This window comes from Paenibacillus sp. FSL R5-0914 (assembly GCF_038004525.1).
Lineage (GTDB): Bacteria > Bacillota > Bacilli > Paenibacillales > Paenibacillaceae > Paenibacillus_AQ.
Genome location: NZ_JBBORH010000007.1, coordinates 1 through 22310, shown reverse-complemented (window position 1 = coordinate 22310; position 22310 = coordinate 1). Strand labels below are relative to the sequence as shown.

Annotated in this window: 17 protein-coding genes; 9 read left to right on the top strand and 8 right to left on the bottom strand. The window is 41.8% G+C overall.

From position 1 onward, the window contains the following. Positions 1 to 13: 13 nt before the first annotated feature. Both metG and MKX60_RS31540 read left to right on the top strand, forming a co-directional pair. The gene (metG, locus tag MKX60_RS31545; RefSeq protein ID WP_341062099.1) at positions 14 to 1660 is read left to right on the top strand and encodes a methionine--tRNA ligase; all 1647 of its coding nucleotides are present in this window, start codon (positions 14 to 16) and stop codon (positions 1658 to 1660) included. A gap of 70 nt (positions 1661 to 1730) precedes the next feature. Beyond that, complete coding sequence (locus tag MKX60_RS31540; protein ID WP_179085846.1) at positions 1731 to 1877, top strand: hypothetical protein; 147 nt, start codon at positions 1731 to 1733, stop codon at positions 1875 to 1877. Between the two features lie 257 nt (positions 1878 to 2134). Here the strand turns inward: MKX60_RS31540 and MKX60_RS31535 are convergent, their stop codons facing one another. Continuing rightward, positions 2135 to 4582, bottom strand: coding sequence for a glycoside hydrolase family 38 N-terminal domain-containing protein (locus MKX60_RS31535; RefSeq protein ID WP_341062098.1), 2448 nt, complete (start codon positions 4580 to 4582; stop codon positions 2135 to 2137). A gap of 28 nt (positions 4583 to 4610) precedes the next feature. Further along, a complete protein-coding gene (locus MKX60_RS31530; protein WP_341062097.1) occupies positions 4611 to 6734 on the bottom strand; it encodes a DUF5054 domain-containing protein in 2124 nt (707 codons plus the stop codon). A 155-nt stretch (positions 6735 to 6889) separates the two neighbouring features. Between MKX60_RS31530 and MKX60_RS31525 the strand changes: the two genes are divergently transcribed. The 6 genes from MKX60_RS31525 (at position 6890) to MKX60_RS31500 (ending at position 12879) form a co-directional block, all read left to right on the top strand. Then, entirely contained in the window at positions 6890 to 7774 is an 885-nt protein-coding gene (locus MKX60_RS31525; RefSeq protein WP_076300565.1) for an AraC family transcriptional regulator, read from the top strand. A 90-nt stretch (positions 7775 to 7864) separates the two neighbouring features. Beyond that, entirely contained in the window at positions 7865 to 8539 is a 675-nt protein-coding gene (locus MKX60_RS31520) for a GntR family transcriptional regulator (RefSeq protein ID WP_341062096.1), read from the top strand. 788 nt (positions 8540 to 9327) lie between these two features. Then, on the top strand, positions 9328 to 10404 hold the full coding sequence (locus MKX60_RS31515) for a mannonate dehydratase (protein WP_076300566.1): 1077 nt from the start codon (positions 9328 to 9330) through the stop codon (positions 10402 to 10404). A gap of 33 nt (positions 10405 to 10437) precedes the next feature. Next, on the top strand, positions 10438 to 11094 hold the full coding sequence (locus MKX60_RS31510; protein WP_179086738.1) for an RraA family protein: 657 nt from the start codon (positions 10438 to 10440) through the stop codon (positions 11092 to 11094). Between the two features lies 1 nt (position 11095). Further along, the gene (locus tag MKX60_RS31505; RefSeq protein WP_341062094.1) at positions 11096 to 12091 is read left to right on the top strand and encodes a DUF4432 family protein; all 996 of its coding nucleotides are present in this window, start codon (positions 11096 to 11098) and stop codon (positions 12089 to 12091) included. Positions 12092 to 12108: 17 nt separating this feature from the next. Next, positions 12109 to 12879: a glucose 1-dehydrogenase gene (locus MKX60_RS31500; protein WP_076286264.1), complete on the top strand. Its 771-nt coding sequence runs from the start codon at positions 12109 to 12111 to the stop codon at positions 12877 to 12879. Between the two features lie 321 nt (positions 12880 to 13200). Here MKX60_RS31500 and MKX60_RS31495 read toward each other — a convergent pair whose 3' ends face one another. From MKX60_RS31495 to MKX60_RS31470, 6 genes are all read right to left on the bottom strand, one after another. Further along, a complete protein-coding gene (locus MKX60_RS31495) occupies positions 13201 to 14661 on the bottom strand; it encodes an ABC transporter substrate-binding protein (RefSeq protein WP_341062093.1) in 1461 nt (486 codons plus the stop codon). 51 nt (positions 14662 to 14712) lie between these two features. Further along, entirely contained in the window at positions 14713 to 15465 is a 753-nt protein-coding gene (locus MKX60_RS31490) for a response regulator transcription factor (protein WP_076286262.1), read from the bottom strand. Next, the gene (locus MKX60_RS31485) at positions 15443 to 17194 is read right to left on the bottom strand and encodes a sensor histidine kinase (protein WP_341062092.1); all 1752 of its coding nucleotides are present in this window, start codon (positions 17192 to 17194) and stop codon (positions 15443 to 15445) included. The genes MKX60_RS31490 and MKX60_RS31485 overlap by 23 nt, the downstream gene beginning before the upstream one ends. Positions 17195 to 17332: 138 nt before the next feature. Further along, positions 17333 to 18832: an ABC transporter substrate-binding protein gene (locus MKX60_RS31480; RefSeq protein ID WP_341062090.1), complete on the bottom strand. Its 1500-nt coding sequence runs from the start codon at positions 18830 to 18832 to the stop codon at positions 17333 to 17335. Between the two features lie 69 nt (positions 18833 to 18901). Beyond that, complete coding sequence (locus tag MKX60_RS31475) at positions 18902 to 19828, bottom strand: carbohydrate ABC transporter permease (RefSeq protein ID WP_076286259.1); 927 nt, start codon at positions 19826 to 19828, stop codon at positions 18902 to 18904. 11 nt (positions 19829 to 19839) lie between these two features. After that, a complete protein-coding gene (locus tag MKX60_RS31470; protein ID WP_076286258.1) occupies positions 19840 to 20790 on the bottom strand; it encodes an ABC transporter permease in 951 nt (316 codons plus the stop codon). 503 nt (positions 20791 to 21293) lie between these two features. Between MKX60_RS31470 and MKX60_RS31465 the strand changes: the two genes are divergently transcribed. After that, entirely contained in the window at positions 21294 to 22241 is a 948-nt protein-coding gene (locus MKX60_RS31465; protein WP_076300648.1) for an ABC transporter permease, read from the top strand. Positions 22242 to 22310: the final 69 nt, after the last annotated feature.

The window sequence follows — 22310 nt, the reverse complement described above, 5'->3', positions numbered from 1 at the left end:
GAGGAGAAGGTTAATGAGTAATGTGTTTATAGGTGGTGCTTGGCCGTATGCGAATGGATCTTTACATCTTGGAAGATTATCAAGTGTGTTGCCTGGGGATGTGCTGGCACGCTATTTTCGCAGCAAGGGGGATAACGTTTTATATGTGTCAGGCAGCGATTGTCATGGCACACCTGTAGCGGTTCAAGCTGCTAATGAAGGGATCACACCCGAAGCTTTTGCCAGTCGATACCACGAAGAGTTTCTGCAGTGTTTTGAACAGCTGGGATTTAGTTATGATCTTTATACTAGAACGGATCAACAGCAGCATCATAAGGTTGTGCAAGATTTGTTTGCGAAGCTACTAGAGAATGGTCATTTATATAAAAAAACCATTGCGCAATGTTACTGTGAGGTGGATCAGCGCTTTTTGCCAGACAGATACGTGGAAGGGACTTGTCCAGTATGTGGCCAGCGGGCGCGTGGAGATCAATGCGATTATTGTTCTACGATTCTAGACCCTGCCGATTTATTGGACAGAGTCTGTAAATTATGTGGGAATACACCGTCAGAACGACCGACAGAACATTTTTATCTTAGCTTATCTAAATTTCAATCTGAATTAACGGAATATGTAGAGGAAGCAGTACACTGGAGGGAAAATGCAATAAAACTGACCAAACGTTATTTAAAAGAAGAACTGCAGGACCGCGCGGTAACAAGAGACTTATCTTGGGGTGTAGATGTTCCTATAGCTGGATTTGAAGACAAGAAGATTTATGTTTGGATTGAGGCGGTAAGTGGTTATTTATCAGCCAGTAAGCAGTGGGCTGCACAGTCTGGGCGGAGCTGGGAGGATTTTTGGTCAGAGGAACAAGAGGACATCACCGCTTATTATGTCCATGGTAAAGATAATATTCCTTTTCACACCCTGATATGGCCAGCCGTCTTATTAGGAGCAAGAGAACTACATTTACCGGATCGGATTATATCCAGCGAATATTTAACCCTTGAAGGGCAGAAGTTCTCCACTAGCCGTAATTGGGCAGTCTGGGTACCTGATATTCTAGAGCGGTATCATCCTGACTCTATTCGTTATTTCTTAATTGCCAACGGGCCTGAGAAGCGGGATACGGATTTTTCCTGGAGAGAGTTTATTTATAGTCATAATGGTGAGCTGCTTGGAGCATTTGGTAACTTTGTGAATCGCTCATTGGCTTTTGTAGAGAAGTTTTATGAAGGGATCGTGCCAAGTGGAAAGTTAGATAAGGGGTGGAGCGACAACATTGACCTCTTGTATCTGGAGTCAGGACGCCTAATTGAAGCGGGAGATTTGAAGGATGCGCTCGAGTATATTTTCTTTTATGTACGTAAGGCAAATCAGTATTTTGATCGGCAAAAACCTTGGATTCAGGTAAAAGAAGATCAGGAGTCCTGTGGTTCTACAATATATACATGCGTGCAGATTATAGCTAATTTGGCGAATTTGCTGCATCCGTTTCTACCGTTTTCTTGTGAGAAGATCAGGGGATTCTTATCGCTTGAACTACCGAATTGGAAGCCCCGCTCGGTTCCCCCTTATCAACAGGTAACTGATTTGCAATTGTTGTTTGAACGAATTGATATAAGTCAAATTAAAGAAGAAGAGCAAAGATTAGAACAACAAAAAGTCAATAAATAGGAATGGTTAAGACAAGCTCCGGGCAGGATCCTTAACCCTTTCACGAACTCCAAAAAGAGGAGGTTTCCGAATGGATATCGAATGGATTAATGAGCATTACAAGGAAGCAAATAAAATATTGGACTCTACCCGAGAAGTCTATGAATGGGCTGATTCTCTCTATCCTGACTTCTCAGGTGGACTAAGAGTTAACGTTGGGTATACGCAAGAGATTTAATAGATTTATTATTTTCTACAGAGGTTACTAAAGAATGAACATTTATATAAAAACATCCCTGCTGATTAACCAATAAATTACATCACAGCATAGCAAAAAGGACGCCTTTTTTTGTGGAATCATTTGTACCATCAAATGACTCTGTAACAGAAAGAGGCGACCTCATGTGAAAGTCTAAAATGCTTCCAAATCTTATTCAATCCGTACTTCTCGAGGAAGACTTTGTGATTCGTCTAACTGATAATATGATTATTCTCTTACTTACTTGTTCTCCATGCAAGGATACCCGCGTTCATACTCTTACAAGCCTCTAATGCTACTTCTGACGTATTAAGCTCATCCCCCCAAGCGATGTAGTAACGGAATTCATAGAATCCACCTAGTGTCGCCTTAAAGTTCGTTTCCCAATAATTATTCATGGGCCATGAGTAGAGATGGGCTGGATCATGCGCGAGTCCAGGGTGTCCGCTCAATAGTCGATCCTCATAGTCTAAGGAGCCGAGTTGGATGAGAGGTGTATCTGGCATCGCAATGGCAACACCACGTGTGTCACGGACAAAAGCTACACCTTCATCGACACAATAGAAATCTGCTAAGGATCCAGGCAATTGATCAATTCGTGGACGTAAGGCTGCGCCTGTCTTTTCTATCCACAGCGCATCTTGCCCAGCAGCGGAAGCACTCCCAAACGGAAGTGAAATGTACACATTTTCTGGATCCCATACACTTTCCTTATGCATGCGTACGGCTACATCAGCACGTGCGCGATCACCGTATACGGTGACGAGTAAGGAATAGTGACTGCAACCATTCACGCGATAGGTCAATTGAACTTTTCCATAAAGGGCACCCTTTTCAACGATATTGACATCAACTAATGCTCCGACAGAGGTTATTGCATCAGCGCCTCTACGATTACGTCCCATCTTACGGCGTACATCATACATGCCAAATTCATTAGGTGCTTCTGTTACGTTGTAGACAGGGGAGAATGCATTGTGATTACGATCAGACCGCAGTAAATCTTGTTGACTGCTCTTGTCAAACCACTTCGTAATCCCTGCCCCGAGTTCCCATTCGATTCGAACGAAAGGTGACTCGATAAATTTAGGCGTCACATGTAGCTTCGGTGGAACCGGAGGAATAATATCCAGCATGCGATCGGATCCAACATAATCTGTTCGATATGCTGTTACGGGCGGATGCTCTTCGATTGCCTTAATCGTCAATTGTACCTTTTGATTAGGCTGCAAAGTTACTGGAATTGTAATGACGACCCCGCGGTGTCCCGTCACCATTTGAGCTTCGTAGACGGTTCCAGTCACTTCATCGATCACTTCAAAGCCATTTTTCAGCTCTGTAATGTACCAGCCCTCCATAATTAACTGGGCATAATCGGTTTGTATAAATTCACTTGGGTTATGCAATTCAAATTTCATAGGACGATCTGGTCCTAATAGTGCATCTCCTTGTGCCTCAAGGATATCGTATAATGCGGTATGGGCAAGTGAACTCGCATTTGCGGCATAAGCTTCTTTACGACAGCCCAGCTCTTGTACGAATGGGTTCCAAGGTTCTGTCACAGAGGAATGGTATCCCCATGTATGTTCAGCAAATAAAGCCAACTCGTATTCAATCGCCTCAAGCCGCACTTGGTCAACAATCTCACGGGTAGGATCTAATTGCTTCACTTTCGTGTACACGCGTTGCGCCTCTCGGAAGATCTGAACATGCATCGGAGTAGTAGCTGAGCCATCTGTCCACCAATCCGGCCAATCTCCTCGAAAGGTCTCGATCTCATCCGGATGCTCGTTCGCATATGCTCTTAAATCTGTAAAGAAATCATCCAGTGTCGCTGGTTGAATCAAGATCCGATCACCATGCAACGCATTCCAATGGTTTACAAAATCCATTAATGCGGCATTCGGTGAGCCATTATCTGTAGGGAGCCCAGATACCATGACAGGTACTAACGGGAAGGTATAGCCATCTTCAACTAATTGCTCTAAATATCGATCAAACCGCGCTTCAGCGACTTCCAAGGACACGCCTTTTCGCACGTCATGCTCATCACGAATCGTATAGGAACCTCCTATACCAGGAATCAAGCCGAGGTCATTTCCGAACATATAATGCTCGCCACTCCACGTTAGAATTCGATCACCTTTTGGTGTTTCCCACCAGAATGGAATTTGTTTCTTCCATAATGGAAACATGGAGTGATGTGTATGAATACAGGTTATTAAATTCTCGATACCAGCATCGGCCAAGACTTGACTATATCCCCAACCAAAGCCAGTGATGTCTGCAGTCATAGCAGAACGTACGGGGAATTGAATCGATTGACCATAGTCAGTAATCCGTTGAATCATGACGGAGAGCATCTCTTGATTTAATTGCTCGCCGAAATTGAGATAGGTTCCAGATAGACCGATATAGCCTTTTTGTACCGCTTGCGCGAATTCTTCTTTTTCTGTTGGTGTCGCTTTTAAGAGGAAGGATTCAACAGGCCAGAACGTTTCGCATACCCATTTGTAGCCCTTCCAATCTAGTCGAGCACCGCTTTCGATGTCACGTACAATTTGTAACGCTTGCCGAATGTAATTGACATGATACTGCCGGATTTTCTCTTGACGTTCTGTATAGCCAACATCCGTATGGGAATGTTGAATGACGTAAATTTTCCATGGTTTGTGGGTGTTCATTGTAAAGCTCCTCTCAGGTATTTTATGATTAAAGATGAGATTGGAATTTCAGCTTGAAGCGGAATAACGCATCTTCTTCGTACCAAGCCTGGAAATTTGTACCCCAGACATTGTTGTGTAAATTGACATGCATTCCTCCAGTAAGTGAAGCAAATGTATGATCAAATTGCACAAGCCGTGGTTCTCCAGGAGATACGAGCGCGGCATCTAATGTCGTGATATCCACTTGACCGTCCGCTGCCGCATAATACATGCCCTGATCTACCGCATGCAGATTGCGATTTCCCCCTTTAACAACGTCTAGTGGGGAAGTGAGTTGTCCGATTTTATCAAGCTTCCATTGATTTGGATTATTGACGATCGGATTGAAGCTCATCCATGCTGCTTCTGGGAGGCGATATGCATCCTTATGGAACCATTGAAGCTTACATTCTACGGTAGCAGTGTGCTTCTTAAATATATATTCGATGGTCAACTCTCGTGGAGCACCCATTCCTTCACTAGCTGCTCTAGGCATCTTTAACGTAGCAAGGACAACATCCTGTTCTTCTCCACATAATGCTTGCAAGGATAATAGTTTGGGTTTCGTCACGGTATGCATTATCCATTCTTTCGTCAGATCCATACCTGGTTTCCCGAAATCTCCGGTTGCCCATACATGCGTATTTTTCCATCGTACGTGATATTCACGGTACCAACGATCATAATCCGCTTGGGAGAAAGTCTCATATGAGAATAATCCGATCGGGTTGTTCGGCCCAGCCCACTCTCGATTACGTTGGTCTAGCAAACTGATAATAGAACCGTTATCCTCAAACACGACCTCAAAGTCTCCTAAAGTATAGGATTGATCCGTGTACAGGATTGTCGCATCCGCATTAGCAATCTGTGGACGAACCGGTCGTAATGCGGCTAGAGCAGCTCGTGCTTCGATCTGACGTTTTACGCCCAGAGTAGATACGGCATTTTCTAAATATTCCCTTTGCTCTTGCCAAGACTGCTCCATGAGACTAAATGAGCGGGCACTAAGCTTCTCCACGGCTTCCACGCCGAACATCTCGATCATTTCAGCGCGTGAATTTTTTTCGTAAAAACGATATTCAAGTGGGTTTAAGTTCACATCAACCTTCTCTCGAGCTCGTGCTTGCTGAAAATCTTCCTTATCATAATGAATGTAATCTGCCAGATAACGCTTAATATCTACACCCCACGTATGCTCAGGAATCATAATTAATTCATCGCAGAAGTTGTGATATTCCTCGTCGGCTGCTGCAAGAGATCCTTCTAGTAGCCATTTACTCTTTAAGCGAAGTAGTTCACGATAACAAGCTAATTTGTAGGGATCAGTCGAAGATCCATGGATCCAGCTATCCCCAATCTCTTCTTCGACGATCGGTAACGTATCACGAATGGCCCATACCTTCTCCGCATATTGATCCAACGTGGATGCTCTGATATCCGCATGTGGATAGGCCTCACGAAGTTGAGTGAATTCCGCTTTAATTTGTTCAACGGTGGAAGGACCATGATTATCATGCGTATGAGCAAAGTATAAAACATCATTCAAGCCTTCTGTTTCGAAGGTTGTTCCATAATCTTTACTATATTGAACGACGATTTCAGAACCATCTGGATTTCTCCACAAAAACATCTCAGGAACATGAGGAACATGGCTTGATGGGTTTACACCTAAATGAAGATACTTCATACCCGCCTTGGCCATATGTGTAATCAGCGCACGTGTATGACCAGGGACATCCGTCATTTTGGCTGCAATGGTGTGGATACCAAAGCGTTGGTCAAGACGTGTGGCCATTTGAATACCGTAATCTAGAAGCTCGGCATCGTATAATTCGGTATAGGTCGTGAAAGGGAGGCCATGCCATCTTAAATAGCCTTTTGCAATAGCTTCCTCTACTTGCTGTTTCTCCTCGGTTGTTCCATGTTTGAGTAAGTGATGAATTAACCAAGAACCCGTTGTCCAAATAAAAGAACCTTGATCAGGATGTTCATCAAAGTACTGTGCTGTTGTGATCGCACTTGGGAAAAATAGTTTCATATAACGATCAGTAACATGTTTAGCGAGATCGGTATATCCGATATCTAAATGTGTCTTGAATACAACATGGATCTGTGGTGTGCTGTGTGGCACGTTTATCACTCCTTATTCGTGTTTACGCTTTCAGTTTAAAACAATTTATATCATTTGACTTTTCAATTTGTATCTAATAGGATCAGAAACATAAATGAGCAAAAATACGATTCGGAGTAAGCTAATGTGATCAGAAGAGAGGCAGCGTGTATACGATGACAGACGCTATAAAGAGTGAACGCTGGGTATATTTAATCGATTGGGAAGAGGGTCCTGCAGCCCATGTTAAAGATCTGATCCTTCTGGGATACGACCATTTCAGTAGAGCCATGCCTTTGACAAATCACGTGCACGAAGATGCTTATGAGTTTGTATATATGGAGCAAGGAACCGCAGTGTGGGAAGTTAATGGACAATTTCACCCAACGAGCGCACAGCATATCATTTATACACGACCTGGTGAACGTCACCGTGCTAGTTTTGATTATATTGGGCCATGTAGGATCTGGTGGATCATCGTTCGTGATCCGCTGCAGCATGGTCATTGGTTCGGACTGGATGATGCTGAACGCCAAGTATTTGCACAATGGATACATCGCTGTCCTCGTATTCAGTTGGTTAGCAAGGAAATCGTAGATTATTTCAAAAGGGTCCAACAGTTAATTAACCAGCAGGATACAGAGCTTGTGGAATTTCAGATTCGTCATGGAGTTCTGGAAATTCTACAACGCATTTTGCATAACACTCCACTCAAAGCGCAGTCGCATGATATGCACGCGTATACGCTGGAGCTTAAGACAAGACTGGAACAGAATCCATCTGAACGCTATACGATAGGACAGCTTGCGTCGGAGATTGGTTTAAGTGAGTCGCACTTTTACCGTATATTTCGTGAAATGAACGGACAATCACCAACAGCGTTTATGGATCGGATTCGAATGGACTGTGCTTGTCGTATGTTAGAGGAATCGAAGGTGAGCATAACGGATGTTGCTATGGAGCTTGGGTTTAAGACGAGCCAACATTTCGCGACGGTCTTCAAGAAATTAATTGGTGTAACGCCGAAGGCATGGCGCACACATTCGAAAGTCTGCAATTAAGTATTGAATTTCTGTAAGATGCATCTTATAATAAACTTAAATCTAATATCTGATATTTCAGTTTGAACTTGAATCAATTGGAGTTGTCCTATGAATGTAAAAATTGAACGACTAGATTTAAATGAGCAAGTGTACCAAATTTTGAAGAATCAAATCCTTACGCGGGAATATAAAGGTGGTGCACGACTGGATCTCAATGATTTAAGTGAGAAGATGGGGGTTAGTAAAACTCCTGTGAAGCTTGCGATCCATCGATTGGCGAATGATGGACTTATTGAAGTCGTATCACGGTCAGGTACCTATGTGAGTCAATTAACGAGTGGGCGAATCGCTGAAGTGATGGATGCTCGCATCATGATTGAGAAATGGTGCATAGAACACCTATCGCAGGAAGATCGTGAGCATCTTGTTACGAAATTAACAGAGTTTGTGGAGCGTGCAAGTACCCATCTGAATAGTCCCCAATTTTTGTATGAACAATTTCTAGAAGCAGATGTTCTGTTTCATAAAGCTATTGTGACGATGAGCCATAATCAGTTAATTCTAAATCAATATGAGCTCTTAAATAGCTTTCTGTATATTTCACGTATATTTCATTTCCAGAACTTCGATCGATCTAATGAAGGTTTACTAGAGCATGAACAGATTATTGAGGAAATAAAGCATGATCGTCTGGAACAAGCGACTCATTTACTCGTGTCGCACTTGGAGAAGAGTAAGAAACACATGATGTTTCTAATAGAAGAGAATGGTGGGGCTATCTAAGATCGGGTGGAATCCCATTACCAATCTCACGCACAAATGCTATTCACCCTTAAATGGACGACGTAGTCGTTTATGCTTGACATACTAGAAAGTATAAAATTTCTAGACTGCGGAGAAATAGGATACGAATTCAAGGGATGGGCCTATATTCAACGGGTGGCCATGGGGGGCTTTTTTTTATTAAGGTCAGGCCTCTTTGGGAAGGACCGACCAAGCTTACAGACAAATGTATGCGAAAAACCAAATACAATATGCCACCGGTAACGTAACCGAGCCAAATGTATGCGAAAAACCGAATACAATGTGCCGCCGGTAACGTAACCGAGCCAAATGTATGCGAAAAACCGAATACAATGTGTCGCCGATAACGTAAACGTGCCAAATGTATGCGAAAAACCGAATACAATGTGCCACCGGTAACGTAAACGTGCTAGCGCCGTTATCCGACCCTAAATCACCCGGAATTGGCTTATTGGAATCAAGATTTACTTGGCATTGGAAAAGTAGAAGAAAGCACCCAAGTTGAATAGAAGGGGACGGATATGGAATGGAAAAGCGAAGCGGTCACCTTTGAAGTTCTTGTTTCAACCCAACCCATAAAAATAATAAAGGAAACAAGAACTTCAACAGCGATTGGAATCCATACCGGTCCCTCCACCCCTGCAGTGTGATGGATTTACTTCAGATCTTTAAAGGACCGAGCCGTAGGTGAGGTTTTTCTTGCTTTGACTGATATTTCAGATTTTAGTTTAGGTATCTTACGAACAATATGTAAAGGAGCAAAAGAAATGCGATTAGGTATTGGTTTATATCGTCATATGTTACATACAGATTATTATCGATTTGCGAAACAGGCAGGCTGTGAGGCGGTTGTTGTCCATCTCGTAAATTATTATGGAGATATTGATGATGAGGGACTTCCTTCAACAGATGGGCAACGAAATTATGGTGTAGCACGCTTAAATGACCCAATCTGGGAATATGAGAATCTTGTGAAATTAAAAGAAGAGCTCAATCAAGAAGGACTTGAATTCGCAGCGATTGAAAATTTTAATCCATCGGATTGGTATGATGTGTTACTTGCTGGCCCAAAACGAGACGAACAAATTGAACAGATTAAGCAGATCATCCGGAATGTAGGTCGAGCAGGGATTCCTGTAATTGGATATAACTTCAGTATTGCTGGTGTGTGGGGACATATTCAAAAGCCATCTGCACGAGGAGGAGCGCTAACATCGACGTTTCTTCCTGACAGCAATGAGTTAAATCATCCAATCCCACTGGGCCAGGTGTGGAATATGACGTATGACGCGAGTTTGTTAGATAAGGGATATCTCCCACCAACCTCGGAGCAAGAAATATGGGATCGTTTGGCCTATTTTCTAGAACGTGTTCTACCTGTTGCGGAAGAAGCTGGGGTTAAATTAGCATTACATCCAGATGATCCGCCGATGCCGCAAATCCGTCAGCATGCTCGATTAGTGAATGAGCCTGATAAATATCAGAAAATGATAGACCTTGTTCCTAGCCAAAGTAATTCGATTGAGTTCTGTATGGGCTCTATTCAAGAAATGGTGAGTGGAGATGTGTATGAAGCGATTGATCAATATGCTTCACAGGATAAAATTTCATATGTTCATTTTCGTAATGTTAAAGGGAAGGTGCCTCATTACACAGAGGTTTTTGTCGATGAAGGTGATATTGATATGTTGAAAGCATTACGTGTATTGAAGAAGCATCAGTTTACAGGTGTACTTATACCCGACCATACGCCACTAATGACTTGTGATGCGCCTTGGCATGCGGGGATGGCGTATGCGTTAGGTTATATGCGTGCCATTATGCGTCAAGTTGAACAAGAATAAGAGCATAAATATTATAGAAAAGGGATGAATCTTATGAAAAATCAAGCCTATTTAGATCAATTGCAAGAAAAACTATATTCTGCCGTCATATCTGATATTTTGGATAGTCTAGAGCTACGTAATCAGGCATTACCACAGCATATTCGTCCCCTAGACCCGGATATGGTCGTATGCGGTTACGCCAAAACAGTCCAAGTAGCAGACGTCTATCGAAAACCGGCTCAAGCCTATAAAAAGCAAATTGAAGTGCTAGATGGTATGCAGCCTGGTGAAGTTTTTGTTGGTGATGTCGGGGGTTCCGAGCGCTCTGCCTTCTTCGGTGAGTTAATGTCCGCAGCTACGAAGGTGGCTGGAGGTAGAGGTGCTGTTATTGATGGCCTGTGCCGTGATGTAAAGAAAATCAAACAACTAGGCTTCCCTGTGTTTGTAAAAGGGACGCGTCCAACCGATTCTTATGCCCGCAATGAGGTGATTGATTTTGATGTACCGATCAAAATTGGTGACGTACAGATACAGCCAGGTGATCTTATTTTCGGAGATATAGATGGTATTGTTGTCGTTCCGAAGGATGTCGAGGATGAAGTCATTGCAAAAGCATTCGAGAAGGTGAACGGAGAGAATATGGTTCGTGAGCATATTTTGAAGGGGATGAAAGTTTCCGAGGTATTTGAGAAGTTCGGGATCCTGTAATATGGACATTCGAACCATTTCAAACCCTGGTCACATGGACGTGTTACAGGTCGTGGGAGACGGATTAATCGTAGAGTTTCTGCCAGAGAAAGGTGGAGATATCTATAAAATTTGTATTGATCGTACGAATATATTATGGGAAAGCCCTTGGGGAATCTCCAAGCTAGGGAATCGCATCGATTTCTGTCATACGTCCAAGGAGCGCTGGTTACAAAGCTACCCGGGGGGCTGGCAAATTTTATTCCCCAATGCAGGGGATGATAGCTATAACTATGGAGTTATGCATAATTTTCACGGCGAGGCTTGTCAGGTACCCTGGACATATAAGCTCGGAGAAGTAACGGATACAAAGGTTCAGATTATATTCTCCACACTACTCTATAAATCACCTTTTGCGATGGAGCGAATTGTAACGATAGACCAAGTAGAGCAGTGCATTGAGTTGAAGGAATCCGTTACGAATCAGGGGCAGCAAGCTTTGTATGCCGAATGGGGACAGCATATCGCGTTCGGTGCGCCATTCATTGGACCTGGAACACGGCTTGAAGCACCTGCGAGATCGGTCGAATCGTATGAGCGGGATTCGGAATTATCTCGTTTGAAAAAAGGTGTATTTTCATGGCCGATCGAAGATATGGGTTGTGATCTAGGACATGTCCCTTCAGGAAAGGCTACAGATTTTGCGATTCTAAAAGAGTTGACGATGGGATGCTATACGATTATAAATGATAAAATGGATTTACGTGTTCGTGTAGAATGGGATGTAGACACGATGCCAAACCTGTGGTTGTGGCAAGAATTTAATGGTCTTCAAGACTATCCATTCTACGGGGCCTGTTATGTCATGGGTGTAGAACCAAATTCGGCTTCACATGAAGCGGGGTTACAGGAATCGATCCAACGTGGTGAAGCCATTGTGATCAAGGCGCAGCAGACAAAGTCATTTGCATTGAAATTATCATGGAGTAGCTCGATGAATGGAAGTCATACGACGTAGTGTAAGGAGATGTTCCTATGTTTGACGATTTACAGGGAAAGGTATTTATTGTCACAGGTGCAGCGCAAGGCATTGGTAGAGGGATCGCGCTTCGCTTGGGCAAAGAAAAATGTAAAGTCGTTATCAATTTTACGAGTGATCAAAGTAAAGCTTTAGCCGAGGAAGCGATTGCGCTCATTGAAGCCTCAGGCGGGCAAGCTGTTGCGTGCCAAGGTGATGTAGGACAAGTGGATACCGCCAATAAATTAGTTGATGTGGCGGTAGGTCATTTCGGAACATTACATGGAATTGTTAATAATGCAGGGGTACAGTCTCAATATCCATCGGAGCAATTACCTATAGATGAGTGGAATCGGATCATGGATGTGAATCTGCGCGGAACATTCCTAGGGTGCCAAGAAACGATTAAATATCTCCTGAAGAAAGATATGCAGGGAAGTATTGTGAATGTATCGAGCGTGCATCAACAGATTCCTAAGCCTCAATATGTACATTATGCTTCGTCCAAAGGTGGGTTAAAGCTACTAACTGAATCATTAGCACGTGAATATGCCGATCGAGGAATTCGGATTAATGCCGTTGCTCCTGGAGCGATTGATACGCCTATGAACGGTAAATTACTCAGTGATCCGCAGATTACTGAACAAATATTGAACAAAATTCCTTCACGTCAAATTGGAACACCGGAACAAATTGCTGCACCTGTAGCTTGGTTACTGTCTCAAGAAGCAAGCTATGTGACGGGAGTTACGATATTTGCTGATGGTGGAATGGTCCTGTATCCGTAGAGTATTTGATGAATATGGATGTGAAAAAGAGGCTGTCCCAAAAGCCATAGAAATGGCTACTTGGGACAGCTTTGATTTTATCTAGGATTAACGTCATTTTTCAAAGGAGCGATTTTTATTTAATTAATCCTCCAACCTTTTCTTTAACATCTGTTCATCGTCTTTAACATAATTGCACTGTTCACACTTTTTAATCGCAGCGTTATTCCTTCTACCAGTCAGAACCTTCATACTATTGATTTTACCACTTATCTCTGCTACGGCAACCAATTCGTTAGTCTAGAAAGTTCTTCAGCATCGGTTAAAGATGCTAACCTCACCTTACTTGGAATGATGCTTCTGCCAAGTATTTAACTGCGCTTGAATGGCTTTGCGTACGTCGTCAATACCTGCTTCGTGCAACTCTTGATTGAATTTGGGCAGAAAGGTATCTACATCGACGCTGCCGGTCATGAGAATCGGATAATATTTATTCCAGACGATTTCGATCTCATCGACTTGCTCAGATAGCGAGGAAAGGTCTGGATTAAAGCCGAGTACTTTAGATTCCACCACTTTAGCATTGTACGCTCTGTATTGTTCCCATTTATCTAGCGGATCAGGATATTTTCCACCAAGTGTTTTTAAGATAAACCAATTGCCTTGTGTATACTGTATCCCAGTATAATTTGGTGAAACGAGGACAACCTGGCCCACTTTGTTTAAATTGTAATGGACTCCTTCGATCCCATAGTTGAATAAATTACGTAATTCGGGATCGGTATTTAATAAATTTAGAAATTTAATACTTTCCTCCGGATGCTTCGTATTTGCATTTACAGTCATCATGCCACCAAGAACGGATTCTGTCGTTGCCACTTCTTGTGTTACCGGATGAGCGACCACTTGATAGCCCAGATCCTTACTCCAAACACTCTCGGATAGCGGGCCTCCGCTTGCGGATTTCCAGAAAACTTTCAACCCGCGTTGAAGTGAACTTGGTTCACGCAGCGCAGCATCTTTATTAATGAAACCAAGTTGATAGTATCGTCGAACGGTCTTTAAAATTTGTTTGGCTTCATCCGTTTCGAAAATATTGACGATCGAAGCATTTGATTGTGTCGATTGAATCATTAACGGAATTTTATAGTTCGTTATATATTCATATCCATACATCTTAAAGAAATTATGAGCATCCCGGTTAAATTCCATGGGCAAGTATTCGGGCTCATTTATTTGAATCATACGTAACAGTGGCTCTAGCGATTCTAGCGTGTTGTATTTCGTAATATCAATGTGATATTTCTTTACAAGATCAGCGGGATACATCCAATGCTCAACTACGGCTAATTCTTTATTCGTCGGTATGCCGTAAATGCTGCCATCAGGTAAACGGACACCTTTCCAGAAGATTGGATCAATTGCATTATACATGTCCTTGCCTTGGTTCATTAAATAGTCATTCAGCTTCAACCACTTTCCCTGTTTTGCATACGTAGAGTAATCCGGCGCAAAGGCAATATCAAAGGGGGTATCGGATGAAATAATTGTATTTAATCGGCTATCGTATTCTTGCCAGCCAATTTTGTTATAGGTGATCGTAATGCCGATTTTACGCAAAAGGACTTCATTTATTTTGTCATTCACCTTACGTAGATCATTGTCCGGCTCGCCGATCGTATAATAAATAAGGTTAACGGGCGTTTCATTATTAGATATTGGAGCCTCTGTATGTTTGGTGCAACCGATTAATTGAATGATTAGTAATAGAAAAAGGCCAAAGATAAACCAACGTTTATACATGACATGCATCTCCTTGACTCGTTCTTGGTAGCAAATCGTTGTCTAACTTTTTTAGCGCAGATCGGAAGGAGATTTTCCGTAATAGCTATGGAAATGTGTGTAGAAATAATTCATATTATTATATCCGACTGAACATGCGATCCAATGGATTTTCTCATTCGTGGTCTGGATAAGCTCTTTAGCACGTTGCATGCGATACAGCATTAAATATTCGGAAAGCTTCATATTCGTTTCTTTAATGAACAATTGCCCGAGATAGGTGCTATTCATTTGAAAACGATCGGCGACAGATTTTAAGGTAATATTCTGATTAAAATCTTCTCTGACCATGAGCAAAATGCGATTTACTAGCTTCGATAACGAATCGTAAGGAACACCCATGACTGGATCCAAGTGGGCAGTGCTCGTCTGTGGATCCCCAATGCTACCATGAAGATCGTCAACAATTATTTTCTCGATAACTTGCTGGAGCTTTTCTTTCTCTAATGGCTTTAATAAATAATCTTTGACCCCACATCGGATAGCCTGTTGAGCGTAGCTAAAATCACTATACCCGCTCATAATTATATATTTCGTAGGAAGTTGAACTTCATTGAGTTGTCGAATGGCATCATAACCAAGATTTTTACCAATACATACATCAAAAATAGCGATATCAGGAATTAATTGTACGGCTCTGGATACAGCAGCATCCGTCGAAACACAGGTTTCGACATAATCAAATCCATAGTGCTTCCAATCTAGAATTCGTTTCATGCCTTCTAAAATTTGTGGCTCGTCATCAACGATTAAAAGTTTGTACATCTCTAGTCACCTCTTTAGAAATCTGTACAGAAATCCTTACGCCTGCTTCATCATTGTTCTCAATGTGCATTGAAAAACCTTCATCATAGTAAAAGTTCAATCTTGCATAAACATTATATAAACCAATACTCTTGGTCGATATTTCATGTTGACTAGACAGTATTCGTCGTATATCGGCTAAGCGTTCTTCCTCAATCCACACCCCGTTATCAATAAATTCCAATCTGTAGTAATGCTCATCTTCGCTACCCTTGACGACAAATAAATTAAATTCTTTCTCTTTGTCAAAGCCATGAATGAAAAAGTTCTCCGCCAAAGGCTGCATCCAAAATTTAATGGTGGGTACATCGAGTAACGAATCTTCCATATCAATTTGGTAATAAAAGTGGTCAGGATACTTGAATTCCATAATTTTTAAATATTTTTGCAGTAGCTCTAGTTCGCTTCCAATCGAGATAATGTTCTCTTTTTTTACCATTTCACGATAAAGGGCACCTAAGGTAGCAATCGCGTCGGCTGTATGGGCATCATGATTGACTAATGCGGTAGAGCGAATGACCTCCAAGGTGTTATATAGAAAATGAGGATTAATTTGATGCTGTAGCGCTTTCATTTCAGCTTCCTGCTGTTTCAATTTCAGTAAATATTCATTGCGAATATGTTTATCTAACTGGTGAATCATGTCATCCACTTCACGTGCAATCATACCATATTCATTTCGACGATAGCGTGCAGGTTTATTTGGAGTAAAGTTCGCTGTCTTAACGCGTTTTATAGACTGAATAATACGGTGCAGGAATCGTGCATCATCTCGAAGGTTATAGACAACAAGTAATAGAACACAAATCATGGCCGTTAGAATAACTAGAAATAATAAAATGAGCGTAGACGCATGCTGCTGTACCAATACCCTTAATTCGATGGTGCTAACAAACTTATAATTAAATTTGGTGGATGGAAAAGTGACATAGAAAATGGGAGACATCCAGTTTTTTAGTATTACACCATGCGTATTTTTATTGGCAATGGCCTGCTGAATGATCTGCTCAGACATTGTATTGTCGTTGCCAATCAGATACACTTCTCCTGAATCATTAATAGCTGCTGCATGACCAAGTTGATAATTATTAACGATGCTGAAAATTTGTTCGCTGCTTATTTGAAAGCGAATTTCGGCGGAACCCTCCGCAAGCTGAAGCAATTTTTTGCGATATACAAATCCCCGTTGAATGTTCTCTGCAAACATAAGATCATCATTGGATAGACCAAACTGGAAGCGGGGAATGCCATTACTATTAAAGTCTATAACATTGCCTTGCTTCACTGTATGAACACTAATTTGTGTAATATCTCCTTGCGCCCAATTGTACAGATAAGTTTTCACATCTTCAGGAAAAGAGATAAGCGGTCGTTGATTGAATGTACTGTTCTTTAATCGTTTAGTAAGATAATCATCAATGGTTGGACTTAGAAAATAGCTAGCATCGTTCATCAAGTCTTGATTTGAATAAATACGCTGCATATAAGCTTCAATACGATCTGCGTCATTCTGTAAGTTGTTCTCTGTCCGAGAAAAGGCATTTGCCGCCTCGATGCGAGCATTACCAACGGATTGATTGATGACGATGGCACTGGTCAGTGCCCCTAACGTTAGTCCGATTAACAGAATGAATATCACATAGGTCCAAAATTTACTACGATAAATTTTAATGCGTAGAAACGTATTCATGTGGCACCTCAATACATGTTGGTTGTAATTGAATATAGTACAAAAGGATCTATATAATCAATTACAACTTGCCTATTCTACAACAAAAGCACATGGTATAGTTGTCAAACTATACCATGTGTCGTATTGGTGTATGGCTTACTTGAAATAATTATCGATTTCTTCCTGCGCTTTTTGAATTATTTTATCCAGTCCGGCTTTTTTCAATTCGTCTAACATTTTTGGTACAATCTTCTCTGGGTCAGAAGCACCTGTTAGCAATTCGTATTTATATTTATCAAATGTAGATTGTGCGTTCGCAACTTCTGTCTGAATTTCGCTGATATCGAGTGCGAAGCCTAGAACAGTGGAGGCTACAGCTTGTTCATTTAATTTCTTCACTTGGTCCCATTGATCTTCAGGTGCGCCTTTGGTTATAGCCATATTGAAGAAGGTACCTTGTGAGTAAGCAGCTAGCGGCCATGTATCCGATGTGCGCTCGATAACGTTATCTTTACCATCTACATATTTGAAATCAACGCCTTCTTCACCAAATGCTAGCATATTACGGAGCTTTGAATCTGTGTTTACTAATTGCAGATATTTCAAAGCTTCATTTTTGTACTTGGAATTCGCAGAGATTGCGTTTAAGGAGCCTTGAATTGTACTTGTCGTATAAAGAGGACCAAATGTTTTGTTCATAACAAATTTTTCTACGCCCGCATTGATTTGCATCGCGATCTCTGCACCTGGGAAGGCTTGTTGCGTACCAAATGGGTTATATTTTTCTTTTTCTGTTTTGGTTGGAGCATCTGGGTTGATGATTCCATCCTGATACCATTTATGAAGCAATTTCAAATTTGCCATGACATCAGGCTGTTCGAAAACAGAGATCACCTTGCGAGAAGGATCATCTACTTTTACACCTACAGGGAAGAATCCTAGTGTTAAATCATCATAGTTATTGAACATTCCGGAGAAGGCTTCACTTTGAATAAGTCGTAGTGGGTAGAAGCTTTTTCCTTCACCAGCTTTTATATCATGAAGTGGCTTATCTAAATCTTGCATCGATGTAATGTTCTGGTAATCGATGTTGTATTTCTGTACGAGCTTGTCATCATAGCTCCAATATTGAGAAACAGATGAGTCTTTATAGGTTGGTACTGCGTAGTATTTCCCGCCAACTTTTGTGCCATCCCATACTTCGGACGGAATGGATTTGTACAGATCAGGGGCTTCGCTTTGGACTAAATCCGTGATGTCCGTAAGAGCGCCCATCGCGACTTGTTTACTGTACTTCGTGTTATTCGTGAACATCATGTCGAATGGTTCACCTGTGTTCACAATGGTGTTCATCTTCGTATCCCATTCGCCCCAGCTGGCCACACGAAGATCGACTTTTACCCCGATTTTCTCCGCAGTATATTCATTCATCTTGTCAATTGCTTTACTAAAGTTCGCAGGAAGTGGCGTATTACCGATCTGCCACCATACCAGGGTCGGAATATCCTTTTTACCTGCTGCTTCTGTTGATGTAGAGTTGTTTGATGGTTCATTCGTCGATGAAGCCGAGTTGTTGGAACTACCGCATGCTGCTAAGGCGGATCCCATTAATGTTAGAATACAGAGTGTTGAGGCAATCTTGAAGATTTTCTTCACTTTAACTCCCCCTATGGATTGGTTGTTTGCTATATCATAAACCAGTATAAATTTGGCTTACTTCGTAATTTAGCCTTTGACTGCGCCGACTGTCAGACCAGAAATGAAATATCTCTGGAAGAATGGATATGCACAAGCAACAGGCAAGATGATGAGGATGGCGACCGCCATACGCGCGGACTCTTTAGGCATTTTCGCGATGAGCTCTGCAGAACTAACGCCCATACTTGAAGCATTTCTGGCAAGTGCATCGGCATTGGTCATTAGATTGTTAAGCAACGCCTGTAACGAGTAGAGATTCGGGTTATCAATATACAACATGGATTGGAACCAGTCGTTCCAATAGTTGAAGCATAGGAATAATCCTATCGTTGCGAGAACAGGTAGCGATATAGGCAATATGATCGAGAAGAAGATCCTAATTTGATTAGCACCATCAATTTCTGCCGATTCGATTACACCATCTGGAATCGTGCTTGTGAAAAAGGTTTTACAAATAATGACGTTAAAGGATGAGACTGCAAGCGGTAAGATCAGAGCCCAGAAACTATCCTTCAGCCCTAGTAAGTTTGCATTGATGAAATAACTGGATACGAGACCACCATTGAAAACCATCGGAATGAATACGATCCAAGTCAGAAAGCTTTTTAACTTGTAAGACGGGCGTGAAATAACATAACCCATCGATGTTGTAAGAAGGACGCCAAGTACAGTACCTACTACAGTGACAAGGGTCGAGGTGCCTAGAGCACGTAGAATCATCTTTCCTTGCTTAGCAATAAAACTGTAGGCTTCAAAAGAAAAATCGGCTGGAAAGATACTGTAGCCAACGTCTCGGATATAAGATTCATTGGTTAATGAAATCGATAATACGACGATAACGGGCACAACACAGGCAAGTGCGATGACCAGAAAAATGGAGTTAAATAGGATGTTAATTCCTTTACTTGTTCGATTAAACTTATCAAGCCCGGATTCATAGGTTTTTGTTGCCATGTTCTTACCTCCTAAATCATTGCGCTATCTGGATCAATCTTCTTCACAATCCAGTTGGCGGACAGAATCGTAATACATCCCAAAACGGATTGAACAAATGCAGCAGCAGATGCCATACCGATCGTTGCGCTTTTCAGTTGCTTATAGACGAGGACATCAACGGTCGTGGCCACATTATATAAGGAGTTAGAATCACGCGTGACCTGGAAGAAGAGACCGAAGTCGGTATAGAATATCCGTCCGACCGACAGGATGAACATCATCACGATCACCAGTTTGAGTAAAGGTAGTGTGATGAATCGAGTCTGTTGCCAAATTGAGGCTCCATCAATGACAGCGGCTTCATAATACGAACTATCGATCGCTGTAATGGTAGCGAGATAGATAATCATGCCATAGCCGATACCTTTCCATATATTTAATAGAACGAGAATGTAAGGCCAATACTCAGGCTGCATGTACCAATTCACGGGATCATGTCCGATGTTACCGAGAAATTGATTCAGGATCCCTTTGTCAAAGCTGAAGAATGCCCAACCGACTGCAGAGATGACGACCCAAGAGAGGAAATAAGGGAGGAACATCATCGTTTGATACACTTTGCTGGCTTTGCGATTATGGAGTAATCCAATCATGATCGCGAACAACACTGGGAGTACGATGCCCGTAATAATAAAAATGATGTTATACCCAATCGTATTGCGGATAATAATCCAGGCATCATTGGATTTAAATAAAAATTCGAAGTTTTTAAAACCGACCCAAGGACTATTTACTACATTGCTAATAAAGCCCCCAGAAATTTTGAACTGCTTGAAAGCGATGATAATGCCGAACATGGGTAAGTAACAGAACAGAATGTACCAAATCGTTGTGGGAATGGCTAATAGTGTTAATTCAAAATCTTGTTTCCTCCAAGTAAAGCGCTTTCTACGCTTCAGTTGTTCAGGTTTTGCGCTCATCTCGTTCACTCCTTCATGTAAGTCATTTGTAAATTCACACGCTCTTGAAACCGCTTTACGCAAGTTCATTGTATAAGAGCAATGCGATTATCATCCAGATAACAAACATGATTTATTAGTCAACAAACGTTAGATTATGTGTGAATTGAGTTGTACTACGCAAAAAAAACACATGTTGTGGAGATTTACATACATTGCCCTGTGTGCAGGTGAGCATGGTAATACAACGAAATGATCAACGAGAAAGCACAAGAATGACATACTGTTATGATGCCCACATAGCGTTGTGACGCGGTTATTCCCGCACTACAACACGTAATTTTTGACAAGCGAGAATGACATATTTACGATTGGGTCAATTGTTTATATTGTAAATGTAAGCGCTAACAACAATGCGATAGATAACAATGCAACAGATAATGATGCTCACTCGATGATCTGAGTGTTCTCATCATTACCTACAAGGAGGGGATGTCGCGATGCATGAAACGGAAAGCGTACACATGCGAACTGTGAACTCAGAACCGAAAGAAAAGCGTAAGGGCAGAAACGAGACTTGGAAGAAGATTTGGCAGAATTGGGAGCTTTACATTTTTATCGCACCCGCATTCTTTTACTTCCTCATTTTCAGCTATGGACCGATGTATGGGATTCAGATTGCTTTTAAGAACTACATCCCGTCAAAAGGCTATTTTGGCAGTGAATGGGTAGGCTTTGATCATTTCATTCGATTTTTTAACTCGTACTATTTCTGGGATTTGCTGTGGAACACGCTCAGTATTAGCTTGTATGAATTAGCCATTGGATTCCCAATCCCAATTATTCTGGCGCTTGCGTTTAACGAAGTGAAGGACGGCTTCTTCAAGCGACTTGTTCAGACCGTTACGTATGCACCTCATTTCATTTCTGTCGTTGTTATGGCGGGGATGATTATTACCTTCTTGTCTCCATCGAACGGAATGATTATTCATGCCATTGAAAGCTTAGGCTTTAGTGCACCGCAGTTTCTGACAAGCCCTGGTTGGTTTAAGACGATGTATGTATTCTCAGGCGTGTGGCAGAGTGCGGGGTGGGGGACGATTATTTATTTGGCGGCACTCTCGGGAGTAGACCCAGGCTTGCATGAAGCGGCAATTATTGACGGAGCCTCTCGCTTCCAGCGTGTTCGCCACATCAATATTCCAACGCTTATACCGACCATGACCATTCTATTAATTCTAAATATGGGTGGCTTGTTAAGTGTAGGTTTTGAGAAAATATTACTTCTGCAAAATTCATTGAATATGTCAAGCTCTGACGTGATTTCAACCTTTGTCTATCGATCTGGTCTTGTCGATGCGCAATATAGCTTCTCAACAGCTGTTGGTTTATTTAACTCCATTGTGAATTGCATCCTGCTTATTACGGTGAATCAAATTGTCCGCCGTACGAGCGAGAACAGTCTATGGTAGAAGGAGGTTGGAATTTATGGTATCAGGTATAAAGCTATCTAAGCGAGATCGAATATTTCTAATTTGCAC

Excerpts from the sequence above, each read along its gene's own strand:
- MKX60_RS31475 (WP_076286259.1), bottom strand. The coding sequence starts at position 19,828 with ATGGCAACAAAAACCTATGAATCCGGGCTTGATAAGTTTAATCGAACA.
- MKX60_RS31505 (WP_341062094.1), top strand. The coding sequence starts at position 11,096 with ATGGACATTCGAACCATTTCAAACCCTGGTCACATGGACGTGTTACAG.
- MKX60_RS31495 (WP_341062093.1), bottom strand. The coding sequence starts at position 14,661 with ATGTATAAACGTTGGTTTATCTTTGGCCTTTTTCTATTACTAATCATT.
- MKX60_RS31465 (WP_076300648.1), top strand. The coding sequence starts at position 21,294 with ATGCGAACTGTGAACTCAGAACCGAAAGAAAAGCGTAAGGGCAGAAAC.
- MKX60_RS31490 (WP_076286262.1), bottom strand. The coding sequence starts at position 15,465 with ATGTACAAACTTTTAATCGTTGATGACGAGCCACAAATTTTAGAAGGC.
- metG (WP_341062099.1), top strand. The coding sequence starts at position 14 with ATGAGTAATGTGTTTATAGGTGGTGCTTGGCCGTATGCGAATGGATCT.
- MKX60_RS31535 (WP_341062098.1), bottom strand. The coding sequence starts at position 4,582 with ATGAACACCCACAAACCATGGAAAATTTACGTCATTCAACATTCCCAT.
- MKX60_RS31515 (WP_076300566.1), top strand. The coding sequence starts at position 9,328 with ATGCGATTAGGTATTGGTTTATATCGTCATATGTTACATACAGATTAT.
- MKX60_RS31510 (WP_179086738.1), top strand. The coding sequence starts at position 10,438 with ATGAAAAATCAAGCCTATTTAGATCAATTGCAAGAAAAACTATATTCT.
- MKX60_RS31485 (WP_341062092.1), bottom strand. The coding sequence starts at position 17,194 with ATGAATACGTTTCTACGCATTAAAATTTATCGTAGTAAATTTTGGACC.
- MKX60_RS31470 (WP_076286258.1), bottom strand. The coding sequence starts at position 20,790 with ATGAGCGCAAAACCTGAACAACTGAAGCGTAGAAAGCGCTTTACTTGG.
- MKX60_RS31525 (WP_076300565.1), top strand. The coding sequence starts at position 6,890 with ATGACAGACGCTATAAAGAGTGAACGCTGGGTATATTTAATCGATTGG.
- MKX60_RS31520 (WP_341062096.1), top strand. The coding sequence starts at position 7,865 with ATGAATGTAAAAATTGAACGACTAGATTTAAATGAGCAAGTGTACCAA.
- MKX60_RS31540 (WP_179085846.1), top strand. The coding sequence starts at position 1,731 with ATGGATATCGAATGGATTAATGAGCATTACAAGGAAGCAAATAAAATA.
- MKX60_RS31500 (WP_076286264.1), top strand. The coding sequence starts at position 12,109 with ATGTTTGACGATTTACAGGGAAAGGTATTTATTGTCACAGGTGCAGCG.